At 59.5% G+C, this 19866-nt stretch carries 17 protein-coding genes; 6 read left to right on the top strand and 11 right to left on the bottom strand.

The genetic code is table 11. The annotated features are described in order from the left end of the window. The 3 genes from J1G35_RS03110 to J1G35_RS03100 form a co-directional block, all read right to left on the bottom strand. On the bottom strand, positions 1–236 hold a 236-nt coding region (locus tag J1G35_RS03110), incomplete at its 3' end, for a hypothetical protein (protein ID WP_223013437.1). 110 nt (positions 237–346) lie between these two features. Continuing rightward, a complete protein-coding gene (locus J1G35_RS03105; protein ID WP_223013435.1) occupies positions 347–3430 on the bottom strand; it encodes an efflux RND transporter permease subunit in 3084 nt (1027 codons plus the stop codon). Between the two features lie 2 nt (positions 3431–3432). Beyond that, a complete protein-coding gene (locus J1G35_RS03100) occupies positions 3433–4539 on the bottom strand; it encodes an efflux RND transporter periplasmic adaptor subunit (protein WP_223013433.1) in 1107 nt (368 codons plus the stop codon). A 100-nt stretch (positions 4540–4639) separates the two neighbouring features. Between J1G35_RS03100 and J1G35_RS03095 the strand changes: the two genes are divergently transcribed. Beyond that, positions 4640–5845 carry a multidrug effflux MFS transporter gene (locus tag J1G35_RS03095; protein WP_223013431.1) on the top strand — a complete coding sequence of 402 codons (1206 nt, stop codon included), beginning with the start codon at positions 4640–4642 and terminating at the stop codon, positions 5843–5845. Positions 5846–5923: 78 nt separating this feature from the next. Next, positions 5924–7864, top strand: coding sequence for a TonB-dependent receptor (locus tag J1G35_RS03090; protein ID WP_223013429.1), 1941 nt, complete (start codon positions 5924–5926; stop codon positions 7862–7864). On the opposite strand, the gene J1G35_RS03085 is transcribed toward J1G35_RS03090, so the two are convergent. Beyond that, positions 7861–9180, bottom strand: a complete 1320-nt coding sequence (locus tag J1G35_RS03085) for an ATP-binding protein (protein ID WP_223013455.1) — start codon at positions 9178–9180, stop codon at positions 7861–7863. The two genes, J1G35_RS03090 and J1G35_RS03085, sit on opposite strands and share 4 nt — an antisense overlap. Positions 9181–9200: 20 nt before the next feature. After that, positions 9201–9944, bottom strand: a complete 744-nt coding sequence (locus J1G35_RS03080) for a response regulator transcription factor (protein ID WP_223013428.1) — start codon at positions 9942–9944, stop codon at positions 9201–9203. Positions 9945–10124: 180 nt separating this feature from the next. Between J1G35_RS03080 and J1G35_RS03075 the strand changes: the two genes are divergently transcribed. Then, the gene (locus J1G35_RS03075; protein WP_223013426.1) at positions 10125–10991 is read left to right on the top strand and encodes a pirin family protein; all 867 of its coding nucleotides are present in this window, start codon (positions 10125–10127) and stop codon (positions 10989–10991) included. Positions 10992–11210: 219 nt separating this feature from the next. On the opposite strand, the gene solA is transcribed toward J1G35_RS03075, so the two are convergent. The 4 genes from solA to proC all read right to left on the bottom strand — a co-directional run bounded on the left by solA (position 11211) and on the right by proC (position 14935). Continuing rightward, positions 11211–12362 (bottom strand): N-methyl-L-tryptophan oxidase, encoded by a 1152-nt coding sequence (gene solA, locus J1G35_RS03070; protein WP_223013424.1) that lies wholly within the window; start codon positions 12360–12362, stop codon positions 11211–11213. 102 nt (positions 12363–12464) lie between these two features. Continuing rightward, positions 12465–13262 carry a hypothetical protein gene (locus J1G35_RS03065; RefSeq protein WP_223013422.1) on the bottom strand — a complete coding sequence of 266 codons (798 nt, stop codon included), beginning with the start codon at positions 13260–13262 and terminating at the stop codon, positions 12465–12467. Between the two features lie 6 nt (positions 13263–13268). Beyond that, positions 13269–14126 (bottom strand): methyltransferase, encoded by an 858-nt coding sequence (locus J1G35_RS03060; protein ID WP_223013420.1) that lies wholly within the window; start codon positions 14124–14126, stop codon positions 13269–13271. Positions 14127–14128: 2 nt separating this feature from the next. Further along, the gene (gene proC / locus J1G35_RS03055; protein WP_223013418.1) at positions 14129–14935 is read right to left on the bottom strand and encodes a pyrroline-5-carboxylate reductase; all 807 of its coding nucleotides are present in this window, start codon (positions 14933–14935) and stop codon (positions 14129–14131) included. Between the two features lie 335 nt (positions 14936–15270). On the opposite strand from proC, the gene J1G35_RS03050 reads away from it, so the two are divergent. From J1G35_RS03050 to J1G35_RS03040, 3 genes are all read left to right on the top strand, one after another. Then, positions 15271–16716 carry a mechanosensitive ion channel domain-containing protein gene (locus J1G35_RS03050; RefSeq protein WP_223013416.1) on the top strand — a complete coding sequence of 482 codons (1446 nt, stop codon included), beginning with the start codon at positions 15271–15273 and terminating at the stop codon, positions 16714–16716. A 111-nt stretch (positions 16717–16827) separates the two neighbouring features. Next, positions 16828–17346: a sigma-70 family RNA polymerase sigma factor gene (locus tag J1G35_RS03045; RefSeq protein ID WP_223013414.1), complete on the top strand. Its 519-nt coding sequence runs from the start codon at positions 16828–16830 to the stop codon at positions 17344–17346. Further along, complete coding sequence (locus tag J1G35_RS03040; RefSeq protein ID WP_053130353.1) at positions 17343–18260, top strand: FecR domain-containing protein; 918 nt, start codon at positions 17343–17345, stop codon at positions 18258–18260. The genes J1G35_RS03045 and J1G35_RS03040 overlap by 4 nt, the downstream gene beginning before the upstream one ends. A 59-nt stretch (positions 18261–18319) precedes the next feature. Here J1G35_RS03040 and J1G35_RS03035 read toward each other — a convergent pair whose 3' ends face one another. Next, complete coding sequence (locus J1G35_RS03035; RefSeq protein ID WP_223013412.1) at positions 18320–19036, bottom strand: ABC transporter ATP-binding protein; 717 nt, start codon at positions 19034–19036, stop codon at positions 18320–18322. Continuing rightward, positions 19033–19860, bottom strand: coding sequence for an ABC transporter permease (locus tag J1G35_RS03030; protein ID WP_223013410.1), 828 nt, complete (start codon positions 19858–19860; stop codon positions 19033–19035). Before J1G35_RS03030 ends, J1G35_RS03035 begins: the two co-directional genes overlap by 4 nt. Between the last annotated feature and the right edge of the window lie 6 nt (positions 19861–19866).

Raw genomic sequence — 19866 nt, 5'->3', positions numbered from 1 at the left:
GCTTTGCACATAGCGACCGTTTTACTGGGGGCTTTAGAAGAAACCGGCGCCACCAGCGCCACCTCATCCCCCACCTTGAATACTTGCTCAAGCTCCAGCGCCGAAACGCTCCAGAAGCTTTCGGCCCACTCATCAAAGGTATTCAGGCAACCGCGCAAGTCACGAAAGACGCGTTCCACGTCCGGCGCCTTGGCGTCCATGGGGGCCAGGACAAAGCTGGCAATGACGGGAATCAAGAGGCAGCCCCGACAACCAGGGCCTTAACAAAAACAACCATCTGCAATCCCTCGCACTGTTTAATCAGGCGAGGGACTTTGCAGCGGTTTTCAATGGCGAGGAGTAGGGCTTATCCGGCGGTCACGTGGGCCGTATCGACAACCTTTGTCTTCGCTCGTCCCAGCACCAGGCTGCACAGCGCCGGCAAAAACAACAGCGTCAGCACCGTGCCCACCAGCACCCCGCCAATCAGCACAAACGCCAGGGACGACCAGAACACCGATAGCGTCAGCGGAATAAACGCCAGCGCCGCTGCCAGCGCGGTCAATATCACCGGCCGCGCGCGCCGCACCGTGGCCTCGACAATCGCCGCGTGGATCGCCATGCCATGTTCCTGGTTCTGGCGGATCTGGTCGGTAAAGATCAGCGTGTTGCGCATCAGGATCCCACCGATGCCGATCAGCCCCAGGATTGCGTTGAACCCGAACGGCTGGTTGAACAGCAGCAAGGTCGGCACTGCGCCAATCAAGCCCAACGGCGCGGTGGCAAAGACCATGAACATCACGCCGAAGGAACGCACCTGGAACATGATCACCGTGAGGGTCAACAGGATCATGATCGGGAACAGCGCCGCCAGCGCCACGTTGGCCTTGGCGCTTTCTTCCACCGGGCCGCCGATGTCGATCCGGTAACCGGCCGGCAGCCTTGCGATCAGCTGTTGCAGGTCCTTGTACACCGCCATTTCCACGTCGGGCGGTTGCACGCCGTCGATGATGTCGGCGCGCACTTCCACGGTGCTTGCGCGGTTGCGGCGCTTGAGGATCGGTTCTTCCATCACCGCCTGGAACTGCCCGACCTGGGCCAGGGGCACCGACGTGCCGGCGTTGTTGGTCAGGGTCATGTTGTTGAGGTTACCGAGGTTCTCGCGCTGGTTGCCCTGGGCGCGAGCCACCACGGACACGGTGCGGTTGCCCTCACGCACTTCGGTGATCGGGTTGCCGCTGAGCAGGGCGTTGAGCTGGGATTTGACCTCGTTGGGGGTAAAACCCAGCAGGCGCAGGCGGTCTTGATCCAACACCAAGCGATAACCGCTGGTGCGCTCGCCCCAATCGAGAAAGGCGTCCTTGGTCAGCCTGTTGGCGGCGACCACCTTGCGCACGTCTTCGGACACACCGCGCAGCACCTCCACATTCGGGCCTGACACGCGGAACACTACCGGGAAGGGCACCGGTGGGCCGAACAGCAATTGGGTGACCCGTACCCGCGCCGCCGGAAACTCACCGGCCGCAATTCGCTCACGCATGCGCAGCTTCAAGGCGTCGCGGGCGTGAGAGTCCGGCGTCTGCACGATCAGCTTGGCAAACGCCGGGTCCGGCATTTCGGGGTTCAGTGACAGGAAGAAGCGTGGTGCACCGCCGCCCACGTAGGTGTCGACCATGCTGGTTTGTGGCTCTTGCAGCAGCGCCTTTTCCAACTGCGCCGCCACCGTTTCGGTACTCTTGAAGGCGCTGCCGGGCGGCATATACACCTCAAGAATCAGCTCGGATCGGTCGGAGTTGGGGAAGAACTGTTTCTTCACCACGGCCATGCCCAGTACGCACAGCACAAACGCCGCCACCACCAGCCCGGTCACCCACCAACGCTGACGCACGCAGGCTTCAACCAAGCTGCGCAGCCTCTGGTAATAGCGCCCGGCATAAATCGCGTCGTGACCACCGGGCACCGGTTTGATCTGCGGCAGCAACTTCACGCCCAGGTACGGCGTGAACACCACCGCCACCAGCCACGACGAGATCAGCGCAAAGCCGACGATCCAGAAGATATTCCCCGCGTATTCCCCTGCACCGGACCGCGCAAACCCCACCGGCAGAAAGCCGATGATGGTCACCAGCGTACCGGTGAGCATCGGTGCCGCCGTGGAGCTCCAGGCGAAGGTGGCCGCATGAATGCGATCAAAACCTTCCTCCAGTTTCACCACCATCATTTCAATGGCGATGATCGCGTCATCCACCAGCAACCCCAGGGAAATGATCAGTGCGCCCAGGGTAATGCGGTCGAACTCACGCCCGGTGAGCAGCATGATCACAAACACCACCGACAAGGTCAGCGGCACCGCAGCCGCCACCACCAGGCCGACGCGAAAGCCCAACGCCAACAGGCTGATGATCATCACCACGGCCAGGGCGACGAAGAATTTGAGCATGAATTCATTCACCGCCAGGCTGATGTTTTTCGCCTGGTCGGAGACTTTGGCGAAGTTCACGCCCAAGGGCAGGTCCGCCTGGATCCGGGCTTCCTGGGCTTTGAGGCTTTTGTCCAGGTCCAGGCCGTTCCAGTGTTTTTCCATGATCACGCCGAGCATCAGCGCCGGGTCGCCCTGGTGGCGGATGCGGTAGCTGGGCGGGTCCTCATAACCGCGGCTGACGCTGGCCACATCGGCAATGCGCAGCACGCGGCCGTTGACTTCCAGGGGCACGTTTTCGATCAGCGCCAGGCTGTCGAAGGCGCCGTCCACACGGATATAGGCGCGGGCCCCGGCGGTTTCGACGAAGCCAGACGGCGCCACGGCGTTCTGTGCGGCGAGGGCGCTGAAGATCTGGTCCGGCTTGATCCCGAGGGTCGCCAGGCGCTCATAGGAGAACTCGACGAAGATCCGCTGCGCCTGCTCGCCGAGGATATTGACCTTCTTCACCCCCGGCAGATTGAGCAGGCCCTGGCGTAAATCCTCGGCCATTTGCACCTGTTGCCGATGGGGCAGGTGCTCGGCTTCCAGGGCATACAACGCAAAGTAAACATCGGAATATTCATCGTTGAAGAACGGCCCGATCACCCCGTTGGGTAGCCTGGCGGCTTCATCGCTGAGTTTTTTGCGCGTCTGGTAGAACAGGTCCTGGATTTCGCTGGGGCGCGTGGACTCCTTGTAGGTCATGCGCATCGACACAAAGCCCGGCTGGGCGATGGTCTCGACGCGGTCGTAGTAGTCGAGTTCCTGCAAGCGCTTCTCCAGGCGGTCGGCCACTTGCTCCTGCATTTCCTGGGCGGTGGCGCCGGGCCAGGCGGCGGTGATGGTCATGACCTTGACGGTAAACGACGGGTCTTCGGCGCGCCCCAGTTTGCCGAACGAAAAGATCCCGGCGGCGAGGATCGCAATGATCAAGAACAGTGTGACTGCGCGGTGCTTGACCGCCAGTTCCGAGAGGTTGATGCCGCGCATACTCATTGATCCTGTTTGCGGTTGAGGGCCAGTGCCTGGGCGGGCAGCAGGCGCACCGCATCGCCGCTGTGCAACAGGTGCGCGCCGAGGGCGACGACGACCTGGCCGGGGTTCACGCCGCTGTCGAGCAGGGCGTCTTCCTGGCCGAGGCTGGCGACCGAGACCTGGGCGAAGCTGACCTTGTCATCCGCGCCGATCAACCACACACCGGTGCCTTGCCCTGCATCGTGCAACGCTCCGATGGGCACGCGGGTTTGTTGCGCCTGGCCGTTGCCTTGCAGGCGCACGGTGATGGTCGAACCGAGGGCGAAGCGCTCGACACCGCCGTGCAGCACATAACGGGCGCGGTAGGTGCGGGTGGCAGGGTCGGCACTGGCGGACAGTTCGCGCAAGGTCGCCGTTACCGCCTGGTCGGGGGCGCCGAAGGGGAAGGCCAGGGCTTTTTGCGAGGCCTGGTCGCGCTGGTTTTCCGGTAGGTTGACGATGGCTTCGCGGGCGCCGTCATGGGCCAGGCGCGCGACGATTTGCCCCTCGGCCACCACTTGGCCGCGATCCACTCGCACGTCGGTGATGATGCCGTCGCCGTCGGCCTTGAGCACGGAGTAGGTGCGGCGGTTCTCGATCTGGCTGGCATCGGATTGCGCCGCAGCCAGCTCGGCCTCGGCCACGCGCAAGTTAGTCGCCGACTGGTCGAAGATCTGCCGTGACACGGCACCGGTACTGGCCAGGCGCTGGTAGCGGTTTTCATCGTCGCGGCGTTGGCGCAGTTGTGCCTGGGCGGCGTTGACGCGGTTTTTCGCCGAGCGCAGGGCCAGCTCGAAATCGCCGATATCCAGCACCAGCAGGGTGTCGCCACGGGAGACATGCTGGCCGGGGTCGACCTTGCGTTCGATGACCTTGCCGCCGACCCGGAAACCTAGGTCGCTTTCCGTACGCGCCGCCACGACACCGGTGTAGGCGCTTTGCTGAGTGCCGGCGGCTTCGACCTTGGCGGCGAGTACCGGACGCGGTTGCGGCACTTCGGCGGCGGTATCGGCCTGGCTGTTGCAGCCGCTGAGGATGACTAACAGGGCCAGGGGCGGGAAAAGACGCAAGGGGAGAGGGTGCATGTCGGGCTCCGGGGATGACCATTGGGCAAAAAATTATGGACATAATTTTTTACGCATATTATGGTCGAAATATAAATAAATCCAGCCCCGGATAATCCCCATGTCGAACGCCCCGGTCCCCTCGCGAAGCTTGTTGTTTTTACTGGTGGCCCTGACGGCACTGGGTGAAGTCTCGACCCAATTGATCATCCCAGGCTTGGGTGTGATCGAGCAGGCGCTGCTGGCGCCGCCTGGTTCGGCGTTGATGGCACTGTCGGCGTTTGTCGCCGCCTTTGGCCTGGGGCAGCTGCTGTTCGGCCCGCTGTCGGACCGTATCGGCCGCCGTCCGGTGCTGATCGGCGGGCTGCTGCTGTATGTGCTGGCGACCTTGTCGATGCTGCTGGTCAATGACATCCACCAATTCATCGCCGCTCGCGTCGTGCAAGGCCTCGGCGCCTGCGCCGCATTGGTATTGGCGCGCACCGTGGTACGTGACGTGTGGAAGGCCGAGGCGGGGCCGGCGCTGGCGCTGACCATGATCGGCATGCTCTACGCCATCGTTGTCGCCCCGATGGTCGGCGGCCTGCTGATCAAGCTGCTGGGCTGGCGTGCGCCGATCCTGCTGGCACTGGTGATTGGCAGTGTGGTGTTACTGCTGGCGCTGCTGTTCTTTCGCGAGAGCAACCACGCCCTCGACCCCAGGGCCGGCCACTGGCGCACCCTCGGCGGGCAATACCTGGATTTGCTCAAGGGCCGCCAGTACCGCGCGTTTGCCGTGGCGCTGGCGTGCACCTATGGCGCCATGTTCGCGGTGATCGCTGGTTCTTCGGCGGTGTTCATCAACTTGTTGGGCTTGAGCAGCCTGGAGTACGGCATCAATTTTGGCCTGATCGTGTCGATGCTGATCATCGGTTCCACCTACGCCCGGCGCAACATCCTGCGCCTGGGGCCGCAACGGATCGTGGCGATGGGCGTGACGCTGGTGGCCATGGGCGGGATTGCCGCGCTGGTGATTTATGCGCTGTTCGGCCTGTCGGTACTGGGCCTGGATATTCCGATTGCGCTGGCGACCCTCGGCGGTGGCCTGGTATTGCCCGGGTCTGTGACCGGTGGGGTCATGCCCAACGCTCACCGCGCCGGTTTGGCGGCGGGCTTGATGGGCTTTGCGCAGATGTTCGGCGCGACCTGCAGCGGCCTGTTGCTGAGCCATCTGCGCGACGGCAGTGCCACGCCGATGATCATCATCCAGGCGTGTTTTGCAGTGACGGCCTTCGTGGCCTTCCATCTGCTGCGTGAGCGCCGTACCGCAGCGGTCGCGGCGGCTTGAGTTGTCACACTTTGTCCAAGTTATCCCGGGCTGGATGATTACGATTCTCTTTTGAGTCTAATCCGAAGGTCTTCGCCCATGCTGCCTGCTTTTCGTTTCTCGCCCCTGGCCCTGCTGGTTGCCGCCAGTCTTCATGCCCACGCGGATGAGCCCGTTGCCCTGGAACTCAATGATGTAGTGGTGACTGCATCCGGTTTTGCGCAAAACGTGGAAGACGCGCCGGCCTCGGTCACCGTAATCGATGGCGAGCAATTGCGTCGCAAGTCCTACCGCGACCTCGGCGATGCCGTGCGTGACGTCGAAGGTGTGACGGTCAACGGCGGGGCGAATGAAACCGATATCTCCATCCGTGGCATGCCGGCGGATTACACCCTGATCATGGTCGACGGCAAGCGCCAGAGCGCGCGGGAATCGCGGGTCAACGGCAACAGTGGTTACGAGCAGAGTTTTGTACCACCGGCCGCAGCCATCGAGCGGATTGAAGTGGTGCGCGGGCCGATGTCGTCGCTGTACGGCTCGGACGCCATCGGCGGGGTGATCAACGTGATCACACGCAAGGTCTCACCGACCTGGGGCGGCTCCATCGGGTATGACTACTCGGCGCGCCAGCACAGCGACCAGGGCAATGCACGCCAGACCCAGTTCTACCTCAGTGGCCCGCTCAAGGAAGATTTCCTTGGTTTGCAGGTGTGGGGCCGCTACCTGGACCGCCAGGCCGATGACGACATCGAGCAGACCAATGGCTTCAGCAAGGCTGACCACCGCGACCTCACCGCGCGCCTGGCCTTCACCCCCACTATCGACCACGACATCCTGCTGGAAGCCGGCGCCACGCGCTTGAAGAATGGCGACGGCATGAGCGCCAACTGGGCCACCCGCGAACAGGAAAACAACCGCGATCACTGGTCGCTGTCGCATCAGGGCCGCTGGGGCTGGGCCACCTCGGACATCGCGCTGTCCCAGGAAACCTCCAGCCGTGAAGGCAAGGCGACACCGGCTCAGACTGACATCTACGGGCGCAAACCCGAGATCAAGAACACTGTGTTTGACGCCAAGCTGGTGATGCCCACCGCCCGCAACGTCAGCACCGTGGGCGTGCAATGGAATAAAAGCGAACTGACCGACTGGAACCAGGGCCTTGGGGATCGCGTCGACTATAAATTCTCGGTGGTGCAAAAAGCGCTGTTCGCGGAAAACGAATGGTCGATGACCGACAGCTTCGCCCTGACCACCGGCCTGCGCCTGGATGAGCACGAAGAGTACGGTGCCCACGTCAGCCCACGGGTCTACGGGGTGTGGCGTGCCACCGAACAATGGACGTTCAAGGGCGGTATCGCCCGAGGTTTCAAGGCGCCTGAATTGCGTGCGGTGGTTGAGGATTACGCTTACCTGCGCCGCAACCGCTTCGTGATGTTCGGCAACCCGGATCTCAAGCCCGAGACCAGCACCAACTATGAAGTCTCGGCGCTGTGGAGCAACCGCGACAACCTGTCCGGCGGCGTGACGTTGTTCTACAACGACTTTCAGGACAAGCTCTCGACCGTCACCACCGACCGACGCTGGAACGGCTACACCATCATGGAACGGGTCAACGTCGACAAGGCGATCATCCAGGGCGTGGAGCTCAACGGCCAATGGGACATCAACCCCAGCGTGCTGCTCAAGGCCAACTACACCTACACCGATTCCGAGCAGAAAAGCGGTGCCAACAAAGGCGCGCCGCTGGCCCTCACACCGGAGCAAAAAGCCAATGTGCGCACCGAGTGGACTCTCAACGACCGCACCCAGGCCTGGGCCTCGCTGAGCTACTACGGTGAGGAAACCGGCAACACCATTACCACCGACAAACCGGCACCGGGCTACACCACCGCCGACCTCGGGGGTTCCTATGACGTGAGCGATTCGCTGACCCTCAACGCCTCCCTCAACAACCTCACCGACAAGCGTCTGGACGATGAAACCTACGGCACGGTGAACTACGGCCGCACCCTGTGGATGGGCGCTACGCTCAACTTCTAAAGCGCTGTAGGCAATCGCACCACCGCGCACAGGCCGGCCGGTGGGCGATTCTCCAAGACCAGCTCGCCGCCATGGGCCTGGATGCACGACCGTGCGATCGCCAGGCCGAGCCCCACGCCGCCGTCACTGACACCCCGTTGCACGAAGGGCTCGAAGACTTTGCTCAGCCACGCTTCGGGCAAGCCTTGGCCGTGGTCGAGAATCTCGATGCGCAGCCAGCCGTTGTCCTCGCGAACCAGGTTCAGGTCGGCATCGCCGGCGTGGCGCAGGGCGTTGTCGATCAGGTTGGTCAGTGCGCGTTTGAGCGCCAGCGGCCGGCAGGTCAGCCGTAACGGTGGTGCGCCGGCCCAGGTGACGGGCTGTCGCAGGCGTTGGTAACGCTTGGCCAGGTCATCCAGCAAGTCGCTCAACGAAAGCGTGGTGGTAGCTTCCTGCACCGCGTCGTCGCGCACGAAATTCAGGGTTTCACGCACCATCGCGCTCAGTTCGGCGAGACTTTCGAGCATGTCATCGCGGGCTGCGCCGGGCTCCAGCAATTCCACTTGCAGGCGCAGTTCGGTGATCGGCGTGTTCAGGTCGTGGCTGACTGCTGCGAGCATCCGCGTACGGCCTTCGACATGCCGGGCGAGGCTGGCCTGCATGGTGTTGAAGGCGGCGGTGAGGTCACGGGCTTCCTGCGGGCCGATTTGCGCCAGCGGTGCGATCCATTCACCGCGGCTGACGCGCTCGGTGGCCTGGGCCAGGGTCTTGATCGGGCGCACCACGCGGGCAATGAAAAACATCACGATCAGCAGCACCGGCAGCGTGGTCACCGGCAGGCTGTAGGCCAGGACGCGGCCCCATTCATAGGCGCCGGCGGGGTATTGCACGGCATTCAGGTAGGTACCGTCGGGCAGCGGCACGCTGCTGCGCAGGCGCAACGGCGCCCAGCCGGCGGGGCTGAACACGTGGGTGCGGGCGTCGGCGCCGCTGATGCGCTCCAATTGCATGCCGATGGTGGCGGCGTTATCCAGCTGTAATTGGTGGCGCAGCTCGTTGGCCAGGCGCTGTTCTTCCGGGCGTTGGGCAAACGGCGCGACCTCTGGTGTGGGCGCAATCCAGAAGCGTGTGTCGCCGGTGCTCATGCCGGCCAGCAGGTGCGCGGTTTCATTGGCGGGTAGGTCGATTGCGGTGTGATGCGCAATCCCCAGGCGTTCCAGGCTGAAACTGCGCGACAGCGGGTGGATCAGGCTGCCGGTGCGTTGCAGAAACAACATCGCAATGGCGTTCGACGCCAGCAATGCCAGCAGCAACAACAGGCTCAACTGCCGGGCCAGGGTGCGCGGCCACAGCCTGCTCAGGGCGTGCATTCGCTGACCTCGGCCGCCAATAGATAGCCGCCACCCCAGATGGTGCGCAGCAGGTCCGGTGCTTCATCGCCCTGGGCCAGCTTGCGGCGCAGGCGGCTGACTTGCCGGTCGATGGCGCGGTCGCTGACATCGCTGTCGGCGGCGGCGGTGAGGTCGATCAGGCGTTCGCGGGGCAGTAGGGTATTGGGATGGGTGAGAAACACCTGCAGCAACCGGCTTTCAGCGGTGCTGAGTTGGATGTCGGGGTGGGCATCGCGGCGTAAGGTGGCGCTGGTCACGCTGAAGTGCCAGCCGCAGAACTGATAGGCCCTTGCGCCAGTGCTGGGCGCGGTGGGGCCGGTGGCGCGGCCCTGACGGCGCAGCACGCTGTTGATACGCGCCACCAGCTCCCGGGGCTCGAACGGCTTGGTGACGTAGTCGTCGGCACCCAGGTCCAGGCCACGCACACGATCGGCGGCAGTGTCGCGGGCGGTCAGCAGGATCACCGGCGTGTTGCTACGCCGATGCAACTGGTTGCACAACTCAAAGCCATCGCCATCGGGCAACAGCACGTCGAGCACCACCACATCGAACGCCTGGGTCTTGAGCAATTGCCACATGCCGGCCGCGTCTTCAGCGGTGCGCACATCAAAGGTGTGGCGCCGCAGATACGTGGCCAGGGGTTCGCGAATCTTGCGGTGGTCATCCACCACCAGCACGCGCGGTGCGGCAGGCGCAGGGGCAAACGGCATTGCGGCCCTCGGAGGGTTGAGCGGGAGAGGGCGGATATTACTACGAGTCATTATCATTAACGCTGTTTTTGTGCGGATGTTGCGGTCCATCGTTCTGTCAGTAGGACGATCAAGGTTGCTTTTAGCCTCTAGCGCCGAATTGATACGAGTTTTAAGGTGTATGCACTTTGGAGGACTACCATGAAAAAACTCATCGGCATCTACACCAGCCCTCGCGCCCATTGGGTCGGCGACGGTTTCCCTGTGCGCACGCTGTTTTCCTACGACTCGATGGGCAAGCACATCAGCCCATTCCTGCTCCTGGACCACGCCGGCCCGGCCGATTTCACCCCGACAGACCAGCGTCGCGGCGTCGGCCAGCACCCCCATCGCGGCTTTGAAACCGTGACCATCGTCTACGACGGCGAAGTCGAACACCGCGATTCCACCGGCGCTGGCGGCAAAATCGGCCCGGGCGATGTGCAATGGATGACCGCCGCCAAGGGCATCCTCCACGAGGAATTTCACTCCGCAGCGTTCGCCCGCAGCGGCGGCGTGATGGAGATGGTGCAACTGTGGGTCAACCTGCCCGCCAAGGACAAAATGGCCGACGCGGGTTACCAGACCCTCGTCGACGGCGATATCCCCGTGCTGCCCTTGGCCAACGACGCCGGCCACCTGCGCCTGATCGCCGGTGAGTTCGCCGGCACCCAGGGCCCGGCGCGCACCTTCACGCCGATCGACGTGTGGGACCTGCGCCTCAACGCCGGCAAGCCCGTCACCCTGGACCTGCACGCCGGGCGCAACACCGCCCTGGTGATCCTGCGCGGCACGGTGCTGGTCAATGGCGAAGAAGTCGCACGCCAAGGTCAATTGGCGTTGTTCGAACGTGAGGGCCGTCAACTCACCCTGGAGTCCAACGACGACGCCAAGGTGTTGCTGCTCAGCGGCGAACCGATTGACGAGCCTATCGTTGGGCATGGACCGTTTGTGATGAATACCGAGCAGGAGATTCACCAGGCGTTTGCGGATTTCCAATCGGGTCGTTTTGGGCAGATGCAGGATTAAGGTCGGCCACAAGGCCAATGTGGGAGGGGCGGTGCGACGATTCGACTTGCCCCCGATGGCGGTGGATCAGGTACAGAGGTTCAACCTGACACTCGGCTATCGGAGGCAAGCCTCCTCCCACTTTTTTTCGCTATACCCTGGAACGGCATTTCATGCGATCTTCCCGTCATTCGCCCTGGAGTCGCCTGGATGCCCTAATCTTTAAAGATTAGGCGACGTTCAGTTAAATCGATCGACTGAAAAAGCTGACAGCGAAAAGCTTGCTTGTTGACCAATGGCCATATTAGCCAAGGCATCCCCAATAGCCGGCGCAAATTTAAATCCGTGTCCTGAGCACGCAGAAGCGAAATAGGTTGACTCCAGTGCTTTAGATTGTCCTATCAAAAAAGATTCATCGCGACTCATTGTATAGAAACAGTTCTTTGCTTGTGTCGGGATGCTTTCAAGTTTAGGGAATATGGACTCTATGATTGGGGGGATTTCCGTTATATATCTATGTTGTACGGGAACATTTTCCCAGCCGGGGAGCGAGGGACTTTGCTGCCTATTGTGAAAGCCGATTTTTACGTCGGGTTCATTACTGACTATTGAGGGAACGCCGTAGAGAAGTCCGCCATCCTGCCTCTCGTAAAGGAAAATGGGAAATTGTTCTTGAGAAAATGGAGTTTCGCAGCCTGCTTTTGGTTTGAACCAATAAATTGGTACTCGACGTGGTTCTAGGAACCTAGTGAGCTCCGGCATAAGGTTGGTAGTGATCCACGGTCCTGTTGTGACTATTACCGAGCCAGCAAAATAAATACATCCACTTTTGGTCGTTACACGCACGCCAGTGCCATGTTTTTCGAGTTTTACGACATTGTTGCCGAATTCAGTGAAAGCGCCATTTAGAACGGCATCGTTCAGCATTGCCAGTCTCGCCTCGCTGGCCGAAATTGCATATGCACCAGGCTCGTAAACAACTGCCATCTCATCCTGTATGTTGAATGCTGGCAAATGCTTTCTAGCATCTGAAGCGATCCATACCTCGTGCTCAATTTTTCCCTTTTTCGCGGTTTCAATGCTTCCGGACACTATACGGCTGGATTTATCTCCGATGAAAACTCCTCCCGTGCGAAACAGCAGGTGTCTTTGAGTTACTTGCTCCAGTTCTTTCCACAGCAAATCAGCGTGATTAAGTAGTTGAAGATATTTTTCGCCCTCCCAGTACGCCCGGCGAAATATCCTCGACGCTCCATGGGAGGATCCGTGGCAATGGCTGGGGCCGGATGCGTCGATTCCTAATGATCGGGTGCATTTTGATGCGACTCTCCACAACGCAGCGGCCCCCATAATCCCAAGGCCGATAACGATAACGTCATAGCTTCTGTTCATTTGTGAGTCCTGTTTTTAGAATTTTGGGTGCTTGTAGTTTTGTAAGGGCGATTAAAATGCTAATTGTTATAGTGGTTATTCTGGTGGTGTGTCTGATGTCTTTTAAGTGTGGGTGAGTATTGAAACTAAAATAAGCGTGGCGGGCAGTATGAATTGTAGGAGGCCAGTTAGGGATAGCGGTATTTTTCCTGTTGAGTAAGACAGCATTAATAAAGGAACTATGGATACTCCGCCCGCCAGCCAGATTAGCTTGTTTGAGTGGGTGAAAAAATCGCTGGGATACATAACTGGAAGGCTGAATGCTAGAGTAGCTATTGTTAGGCATGCAGTTAAGAATATGGTTTCTACAAGCAGTCCGCTTACCATGTCTAAGGGGGTGAGTTTTTTGATGTAGGTGTAAAGCCCCCATGTTGTGGAAATTATAATGTAAGTCAAATGGTTTAGGTTGTTGGAGGATATGATTAGCGCGATTATAAGGCCGAGTGCGATTAGTGCGGAGAGGGCTTTTTTAAAAGTGATTGACTCGTGGTAAAGTGTTATCCCTAAGGCAATAGAAAAGAAAGGAGCTAACAGGTAGCCAAGGCCACTTTCTAAAAAAAGCCCATGAATGGAGGCCCAGATGAAAGATCCCCAATTTACTGCGATGAGTAACGAAGCAATGCAATGTAGAAAAACTAATTTTATAGTGAGTTTTTTTATGTTTCTTTTTTGATGAAACAAACCGACGAAAAGAGTGAGGATGGCAGCGGATAGTGTGATTCGATAGGCGATCAATGTTATGGGCGAAATATCGCTGAGCCCTCTCCAGTAAAGAGATGAGGTCCCCAGAAGAAAGTTTGCCAGTCCACATAGAAATATGGAAAGCGCGTGCGTTGATCTAGATGTTTTATATGCGTTCATGATCGGTTATTTCTGGTGATGAGAAAATTCGATAATTTCATATGACCAGTAAATATCACCATTTTTATCGGTGGAGTATGTGGCTAAATCCAAAGCCTGCCACGTTTCAAACTCTAATTTTAAGTGTTTCTCTAGTGCTTTCCAGTGCGTTGAATAATGAATAAGTGGGAGCGTGTGTCGCTCAATTAACTTATAGGTTAATGGAGGGGCGTTGCTATATTTTCGGTTGTACCTTTCCAAAATGTCGCGTATTCCTACCAGCGAGTTTAACCCGACAATTGCTACTCCTGTGGGGTTAAGATATTTTGGTAACTCATCAAGAAAGCGGCTTATAACCTCATCACCGTAGAACATACTGCGTATGGGCAACTGGCCTGTCCGACCTCGGGTTTCCAATCGCTGAATCAGTGATCGAGAGGGTGTTCGCCAACCAGGAGGGTTAAAAACGATAGTTTGGAATCGTTGTTCCGAAAGACCATCAAATAAATCACTCACAAAAAAGGAAATGGTCGGTTGTTTAAAGTTGAGATGTTCGTTGATTTTTGCCTGTGCAATGGATTTTTCGCAGATATCTGTAGCTGTAATATCATTGCCACCGAGCTTGCGCATCAATAGCGCAAGGACTCCACTTCCTGTGCCAATATCCAAAAAACTGCTATTGAGGTTTTTTGGATTTAATGATTGTACTAGGTAATTTCCTAGTCTTATGCCTGCACGGCTCACTTTAAATACGTCAGGAGCCTGAGTCAGGCTCACGCTTTGCCCTAAGCCAAAATAAGTTTTATAGGGCTCATCAAGACATTTCTTGCAGTTATTTTCAACGTGAAAATTACCTGCCGAGCCATGATCAATTAATCCCAGCATACCTAAGGTCTCCGTCCAAGTTCTCTTGAGCGTGCACAGGCGTATTTCAGCCCGTCCATAATGATTGCTTGTACCTTTTTCTCCTTGAAAAAACTTATGGCTTTTTCTGTTGTTCCATTTGGCGTCATGACGTTTTCACAAATTTTTGCTGGCGACTCTTTATACGACTCCAGAAGCGCTGAGGATCCTCGCAGAGTTTGCGCAACCATGGAATAAGCGTCAGGTTTATCGAAGCCTGCCATCAAAGCATACTCAATAAGAGCTTGTGCAAAGTAAGAAACGTAGGCGGGACCTCCGCCTACCAACGCTGTGGCATCGTCAATGAGCTTTTCCTCTTCCACGATGAGAAAACTACCGAGTTTCGAGAATAGTTCGTTAACGACTCGCCTGTTTTTCTGCGTAGTTCGGGGTGCGTACATTAATACACCCATGCCTTCGTTGACGGCGCAAGGAAGATTAGGAATGGCTCGGCAGACTTGGGAGGTTTTTAGACGGCCTACGAGATCAGATAGATTGATTCCTGCCATGACTGAAACTGTTATTCCGGCATGATGCTTAATCTGGGAATTGATTTCTACGAATTTTATAAATGCTTGGGGTGGGATGGCCAGAATCATGATTTTCGAAGCTGAGCGCTCTGGTAAGCTGTTTATTACATGGATGCCCACATCTTCCATTTCTTTGTCGTGGACATGATCAAGGTCAATACCTGCTATCGATATGTTTGGAGATGATTGTATTAAACCGGTAGCGATTGCATACCCCATATGGCCCGCCCCAATAATTGAAACGTCTTTTGCGATGGTCATGATTAATTTCCTATTGGCTTTCGCTTACAGCCTCGTACTAAATTTGGTTATTTTCAAAGCAATCACGTCCCAAAGACATGTAGTACATTTCTTGTGGTCTTGGATCGTGAGCGTGTTTAGATTGAGTGGTTTGAATTGTTCGTGATGCTTGTAATGTGTTTAGACGCTTCTTCAGAATTATCTGAAGGAAGTTGTATATGCTAATACCCCTCAGTTAAAACTCTCCTGTCTGTGGTTTTCGAATCACAGTGCCATTGCCCGAATATTTTTTCTGCGCTATACCCGCAACCTCTATTTCATGCGATCTTCCCGTCATTCGCCCTGGAGTCGCCTGGATGCCCTCATTTATCGCTGATCACCCGATGTTGTGCGCCGTGGCGCTGATCTTTATCGACATCGCCGTGTGGCGCCTGATCTCTGCCGACCTGGCCAATTGGAAGCTGGCCGCGCGGCTGGCGATCTTCGCGGTGTTCAGTGCCGTGCTGTTCAACGACGGCATGAACCCCATGCAACTCGCGCCCTACACCGACAACACCGCCTTGCACCTGGCCGCCACGGCCCTGCAGATCGGCTGGTGGCTGTTTGCGGCGCGTACGCTGACGGTGTTGCTGGGCGCGGTGATGATGCAGCGGGTGGGTCACACCGGGCGATTGTTGCAGGACCTGATGGGCGCGGTGATTTTCCTCATCGCGATCATCGCCGCCATGGCCTACGTGCTCGACCTGCCGGTCAAGGGCGTGCTGGCCACCTCCGGCGCGGTGGCGATCATCGTCGGCCTGGCGTTGCAAAGTACCCTCAGTGATGTGTTTTCCGGGATTGTGCTCAACACCACCAAGCCTTATCAGATCGATGACTGGATCTCCATCGACGGCACCGAAGGGCGGGTCACCGACATCGACTGGCGCGCCACGCGCCTGCAAACCTCCCAGGGCAGCATGGCGGTGATCCCCAACTCCCTGGCGGCCAAGGCCAAGATCATTAACTTCTCGCGTCCGGCGGATATGTTCGGGCTGGCGGTCAGCCTGCAGGTCAGCCCCCATGCACGTCCGCAAACCGTGATCGAAGCATTGGAACGTGCGATGCAGGGTTGCCGGCCGTTGTTGGCCAAGCCTGCGCCGAGCGTGGCGTTCAAGACCTCCGCCAGTGGCGGCGTGGAGTATGAAATCAGCGGCTTCGTGCCGGCCATGGCCCTCAAGCGCGAGGTGCGCAACCAGCTCTATGACCTTGCGTTCCGGCACTTGCAAGCGGCGGGCGTGGGCGTGTTGTCGGCGACCGAAAGCAGCGCGCCACCGGCCATGTCCGCCGCGCGGGCGTTGCTGGAGCGTTCGTCGATTTTCTCCACCCTGCGCCAGGAAGAGAAAGACACCTTCAGCCAGAACATGACCCTGCACACCTACCGCGCCGGCGAGATGATCCTGCCGGCGGGGGAGGTCAGCGATCATTTGTTCATCGTCGAGTCCGGTGTGGTCTCAGTGATGCTGACCAAGGGCGGCCATGTATTCGAAGCCGGGCGCATGGGACCGGGAGAGGTGATTGGCGAGGCGGGCATCCTGTCGGATGAGGCGACGCTCGCGGACTTTTCCGCCAAGACCTTTTGCACGCTGTACCGCATCGAGAATGAATACTTGAAACCGTGCCTGGACGCGCGTCACGACATTGGCGAGGCGATGAAGGCGCTGTTGGATTTCCGTCTGCACGCCGCCCAGGTCCTGACCCAGGAGGTGCCAGCAGCGCCAGTGAAGAAGGGCTTCCTGCAGTGGCTTCGCCAACGCGGGCTCTGAGTGCCGGAATCCCGCGTTAAACACGACGTTGAAAAGATCATGGTGTCCCGGCGCGATATTAAATAGAATGAATCTCATTTGAGACTCAATCGCGCCGTGCAGGTTGTTGCCATGAATGATGCTGTAGTCCCCACGCACGCCCCTGAACTGACGCTGTCGAGCATGTACCGTGACCACCGCAGTTGGCTGGAAAGCTGGCTGCGCCGGCGCCTGGGCAATGCCTGGGATGCGGCCGACCTGAGCCAGGACACGTTTCTGCGGGTACTCGCCAGTGCCCAGCCGATTGCGCAGATGCAGGAACCCCGGGCGTACCTGGTGACGGTGGGCAAGCGCCTGCTGGTGAATTTTCATCAGCGTCGAAGCCTGGAGCAGGCGTATCTGAAGGCCCTGGCCACTTTGCCCGAGTCCTGTGTGCCGTCGCCCGAACAGCGCTGGCTGGTGCTGGAAACCCTGCAAGCCCTGGATGAATTGCTCGATGGCTTGCCGGTGCTGGTACGCCGCGCGTTTCTGTGGAGCCAATTGGAAGGCCTGGGCTATCGCGAGATTGCCGAGCGCCTGGAGGTGTCCGAACGGACGGTGAAGCGCTACATGGCCCAGGCCTACGAGCATTGCCTGCTGGTGGAGCTGTGAGTCGCGACGTTGCGCGCGCCGCCGCCCAGTGGCTGGCGCTGCTCGAATCCGGCGCGGCCACCGAACGCGATCACGCCGCGTTGCAGCACTGGCGCGACAGCCATCCCCAGCATGAACAGACCTGGCAAAGAGCCCAAACCCTGCGCCAGCGTTTCAGCGACTTGCCCCAGGCGCTCGCAATGGCCAGTCTCGACCGCCCGCAACCGGGGCGGCGTGCCGTGCTCAAGCGTGCCTTGGGCTTGGCAGCGCTGGTGCCGACGGCCTGGCTGATCAGCCGCCAGTTGCCCATCGAGGCTTGGCGTGCCGACCTGAACACCGCCACTGGCGAACGCAAGCGCCTGCCCCTGGGCGACGGCGCCAGCCTGCAACTCAATACGGCCACGGCCGTGGATGTGGACCTGGCGCAGCGGCGCATCACCCTGGTCGACGGGGAGCTGGCGCTGAATGTACCGGGCTCGACGGCGATGAGCGTGCACACCCGCTACGGTGAGCTGAGGGTCAGCCAGGCTGAGTTGTGCGTACGCCAATTGACGTCCGGGTGCCTGGTCTCGGTGCTCAGGGGGGCGGTGCAGGTGCGTGATTTGAGTGGAAGACTGACGACGTTGCAGGGGGGCCAGCGAGCACCGTTGCAAACCGCCGGGCTTGGCGCCTGGGTGCCGTTCGATGTGCTGCAACTGGGCTGGCGCGATGGCGTGCTGACCGCGCAGAACCAAGCGTTGGGTGACTTTTTGCGCGAGCTGGAACGTTATCGGCCCGGTGTGTTGCGCTGGGATCCAAGCCTGGAAGCGCTGCGGGTGACCGGCAGTTTCCGCCTGGATGACACCGACCGTATCCTCAACCTGCTGGCCTCGACCCTGGGGTTGGAAGTGCAATCTCGAACGCGTTATTGGGTGAGCTTGCGCAAGGCGGCTTGATGCGGTTTTGTGGCCAGCCTGCTTGTTGCGGTGAGCAGGCTGGCTGTGGTGAGTAGTCCTCAGATCACGTGGGCACGCTGCAACTCGGTCAAGGCCAGCGCCTTGAGCCGGGCCAGCAACGGATCACGTCGGTCTCTCGGGTGGGGCAGGTCGACCACCAGTTCCTGGCGAATGCTGCTGGGCCGGTTGTCCATCACCAGCACCCGATCACTCAGGTACAGTGCCTCGTCCACATCATGGGTCACCAGCAACAGGGCGATGGCGTGGTGCGCGGCCAGTTGCAGCAGCAAGTCCTGGAGCTTCATGCGGGTGAAGGCATCCACCGCACTGAACGGTTCATCCAGCAACAGCACCTGCGGGCGTGAATACAGGCCGCGTGCGATCGCCACCCGCTGTGCCATGCCGCCGGACAACGCCTTGGGCAGCGCCTGGGCGAAGCCCTTGAGGCCGACTTCCTCGATCAATTGCGCAACCCAGGCCTTGTCGTAGTGGTGGTCATCGCTGAAACCGATGTTCTGCTCGACCGTGAGCCAGGGCATCAGCCGAGGCTCCTGGAACACAAATGCCACTTGGCCGTCGGGGCTTTGCAGCTCGCCCTGAAAGTCGGTTTCCAGCCCGGCGACAATCCGCAGCAAGGTACTTTTGCCGCAGCCGCTGGGGCCCAGCAGGCTGACGGCTTCGCGAGGCTGCAAGGCCAGGCGCACGTCTTTCAACACGGTGGTGCTGGCGAAGCTTTTACGCTCCACCCGAATGTCCAATAACGGCTGGGTACTCATTGTTCCGCTCCTTGGCCGTTGAAGGTATCGCGCCAGGCCAGGCAGCGTTTCTCCAGCGCCGCGAGCAGGCCGTCGCTGACCTTGCCCAGTAGCGCCAACACGATAATGGCGGCCAGCACAATGTCGGGCCGCGAGGTTTCCCGCCCATCGCTGAGCAGATAACCCAAGCCCTTGGTCGCCGCGATCAGCTCGGCCGCCACGAGGAACATCCACGCCAGGCTCAAGCCACTGCGCAGCCCGGTGAACAGGCCGGGCAGGGCCGCGGGCAGCAGGATCCGCCGCACCAGGCGGCGGCGACTGAAACCGTACATCTGGCCCACTTCCACCAGCTTGCGGTCGATATCGCGAATCGCCGCGACACCATTGAGGTACACCGGGAAAAACGCGCCAATGGCGATCAACACAATCTTCGAGGTTTCATCGATGCCCAGCCACAGCAACAGCAAGGGCACCCAGGCCAGGCTTGGGATCGAGCGCAGCCCGGCGAACGTCGGTTCCAGGTAGGCTTCGGCCTCACGGCTCAAACCGACCCAGGCAGCGAAGACCAGGGCCAGGCTGGCGCCGATGGCAAAGCCCAGCAGCACCCGTGCGAGGCTGGCGCTGATGTGCTTCCACAAGGCGCCCTCGGCCAGGTCGGTGAGGGTCACGGCGATCTCGCTGGGGGCCGGCATCTGGTAGGACGGCAGCCAGCCTACCCGCACGACCACTTCCAGGATCAACAGGATCAGCACCGGCAGGACCAGGCCTTTGAACCGTCGTGGCCAGGCGCTGCGCTGGCTGGCCACGGGGGCCGGAAGGGGCAATGCTTGGCTTTCGCTGGTCATCACGCG

Origin of the sequence: Pseudomonas sp. SH10-3B, assembly GCF_019891415.1 — a bacterium.
Classification (GTDB): Bacteria; Pseudomonadota; Gammaproteobacteria; order Pseudomonadales; family Pseudomonadaceae; genus Aquipseudomonas.
The sequence above is the reverse complement of the archived record's forward strand: the minus strand, read 5'-3'. Positions and strand labels throughout refer to the sequence as shown.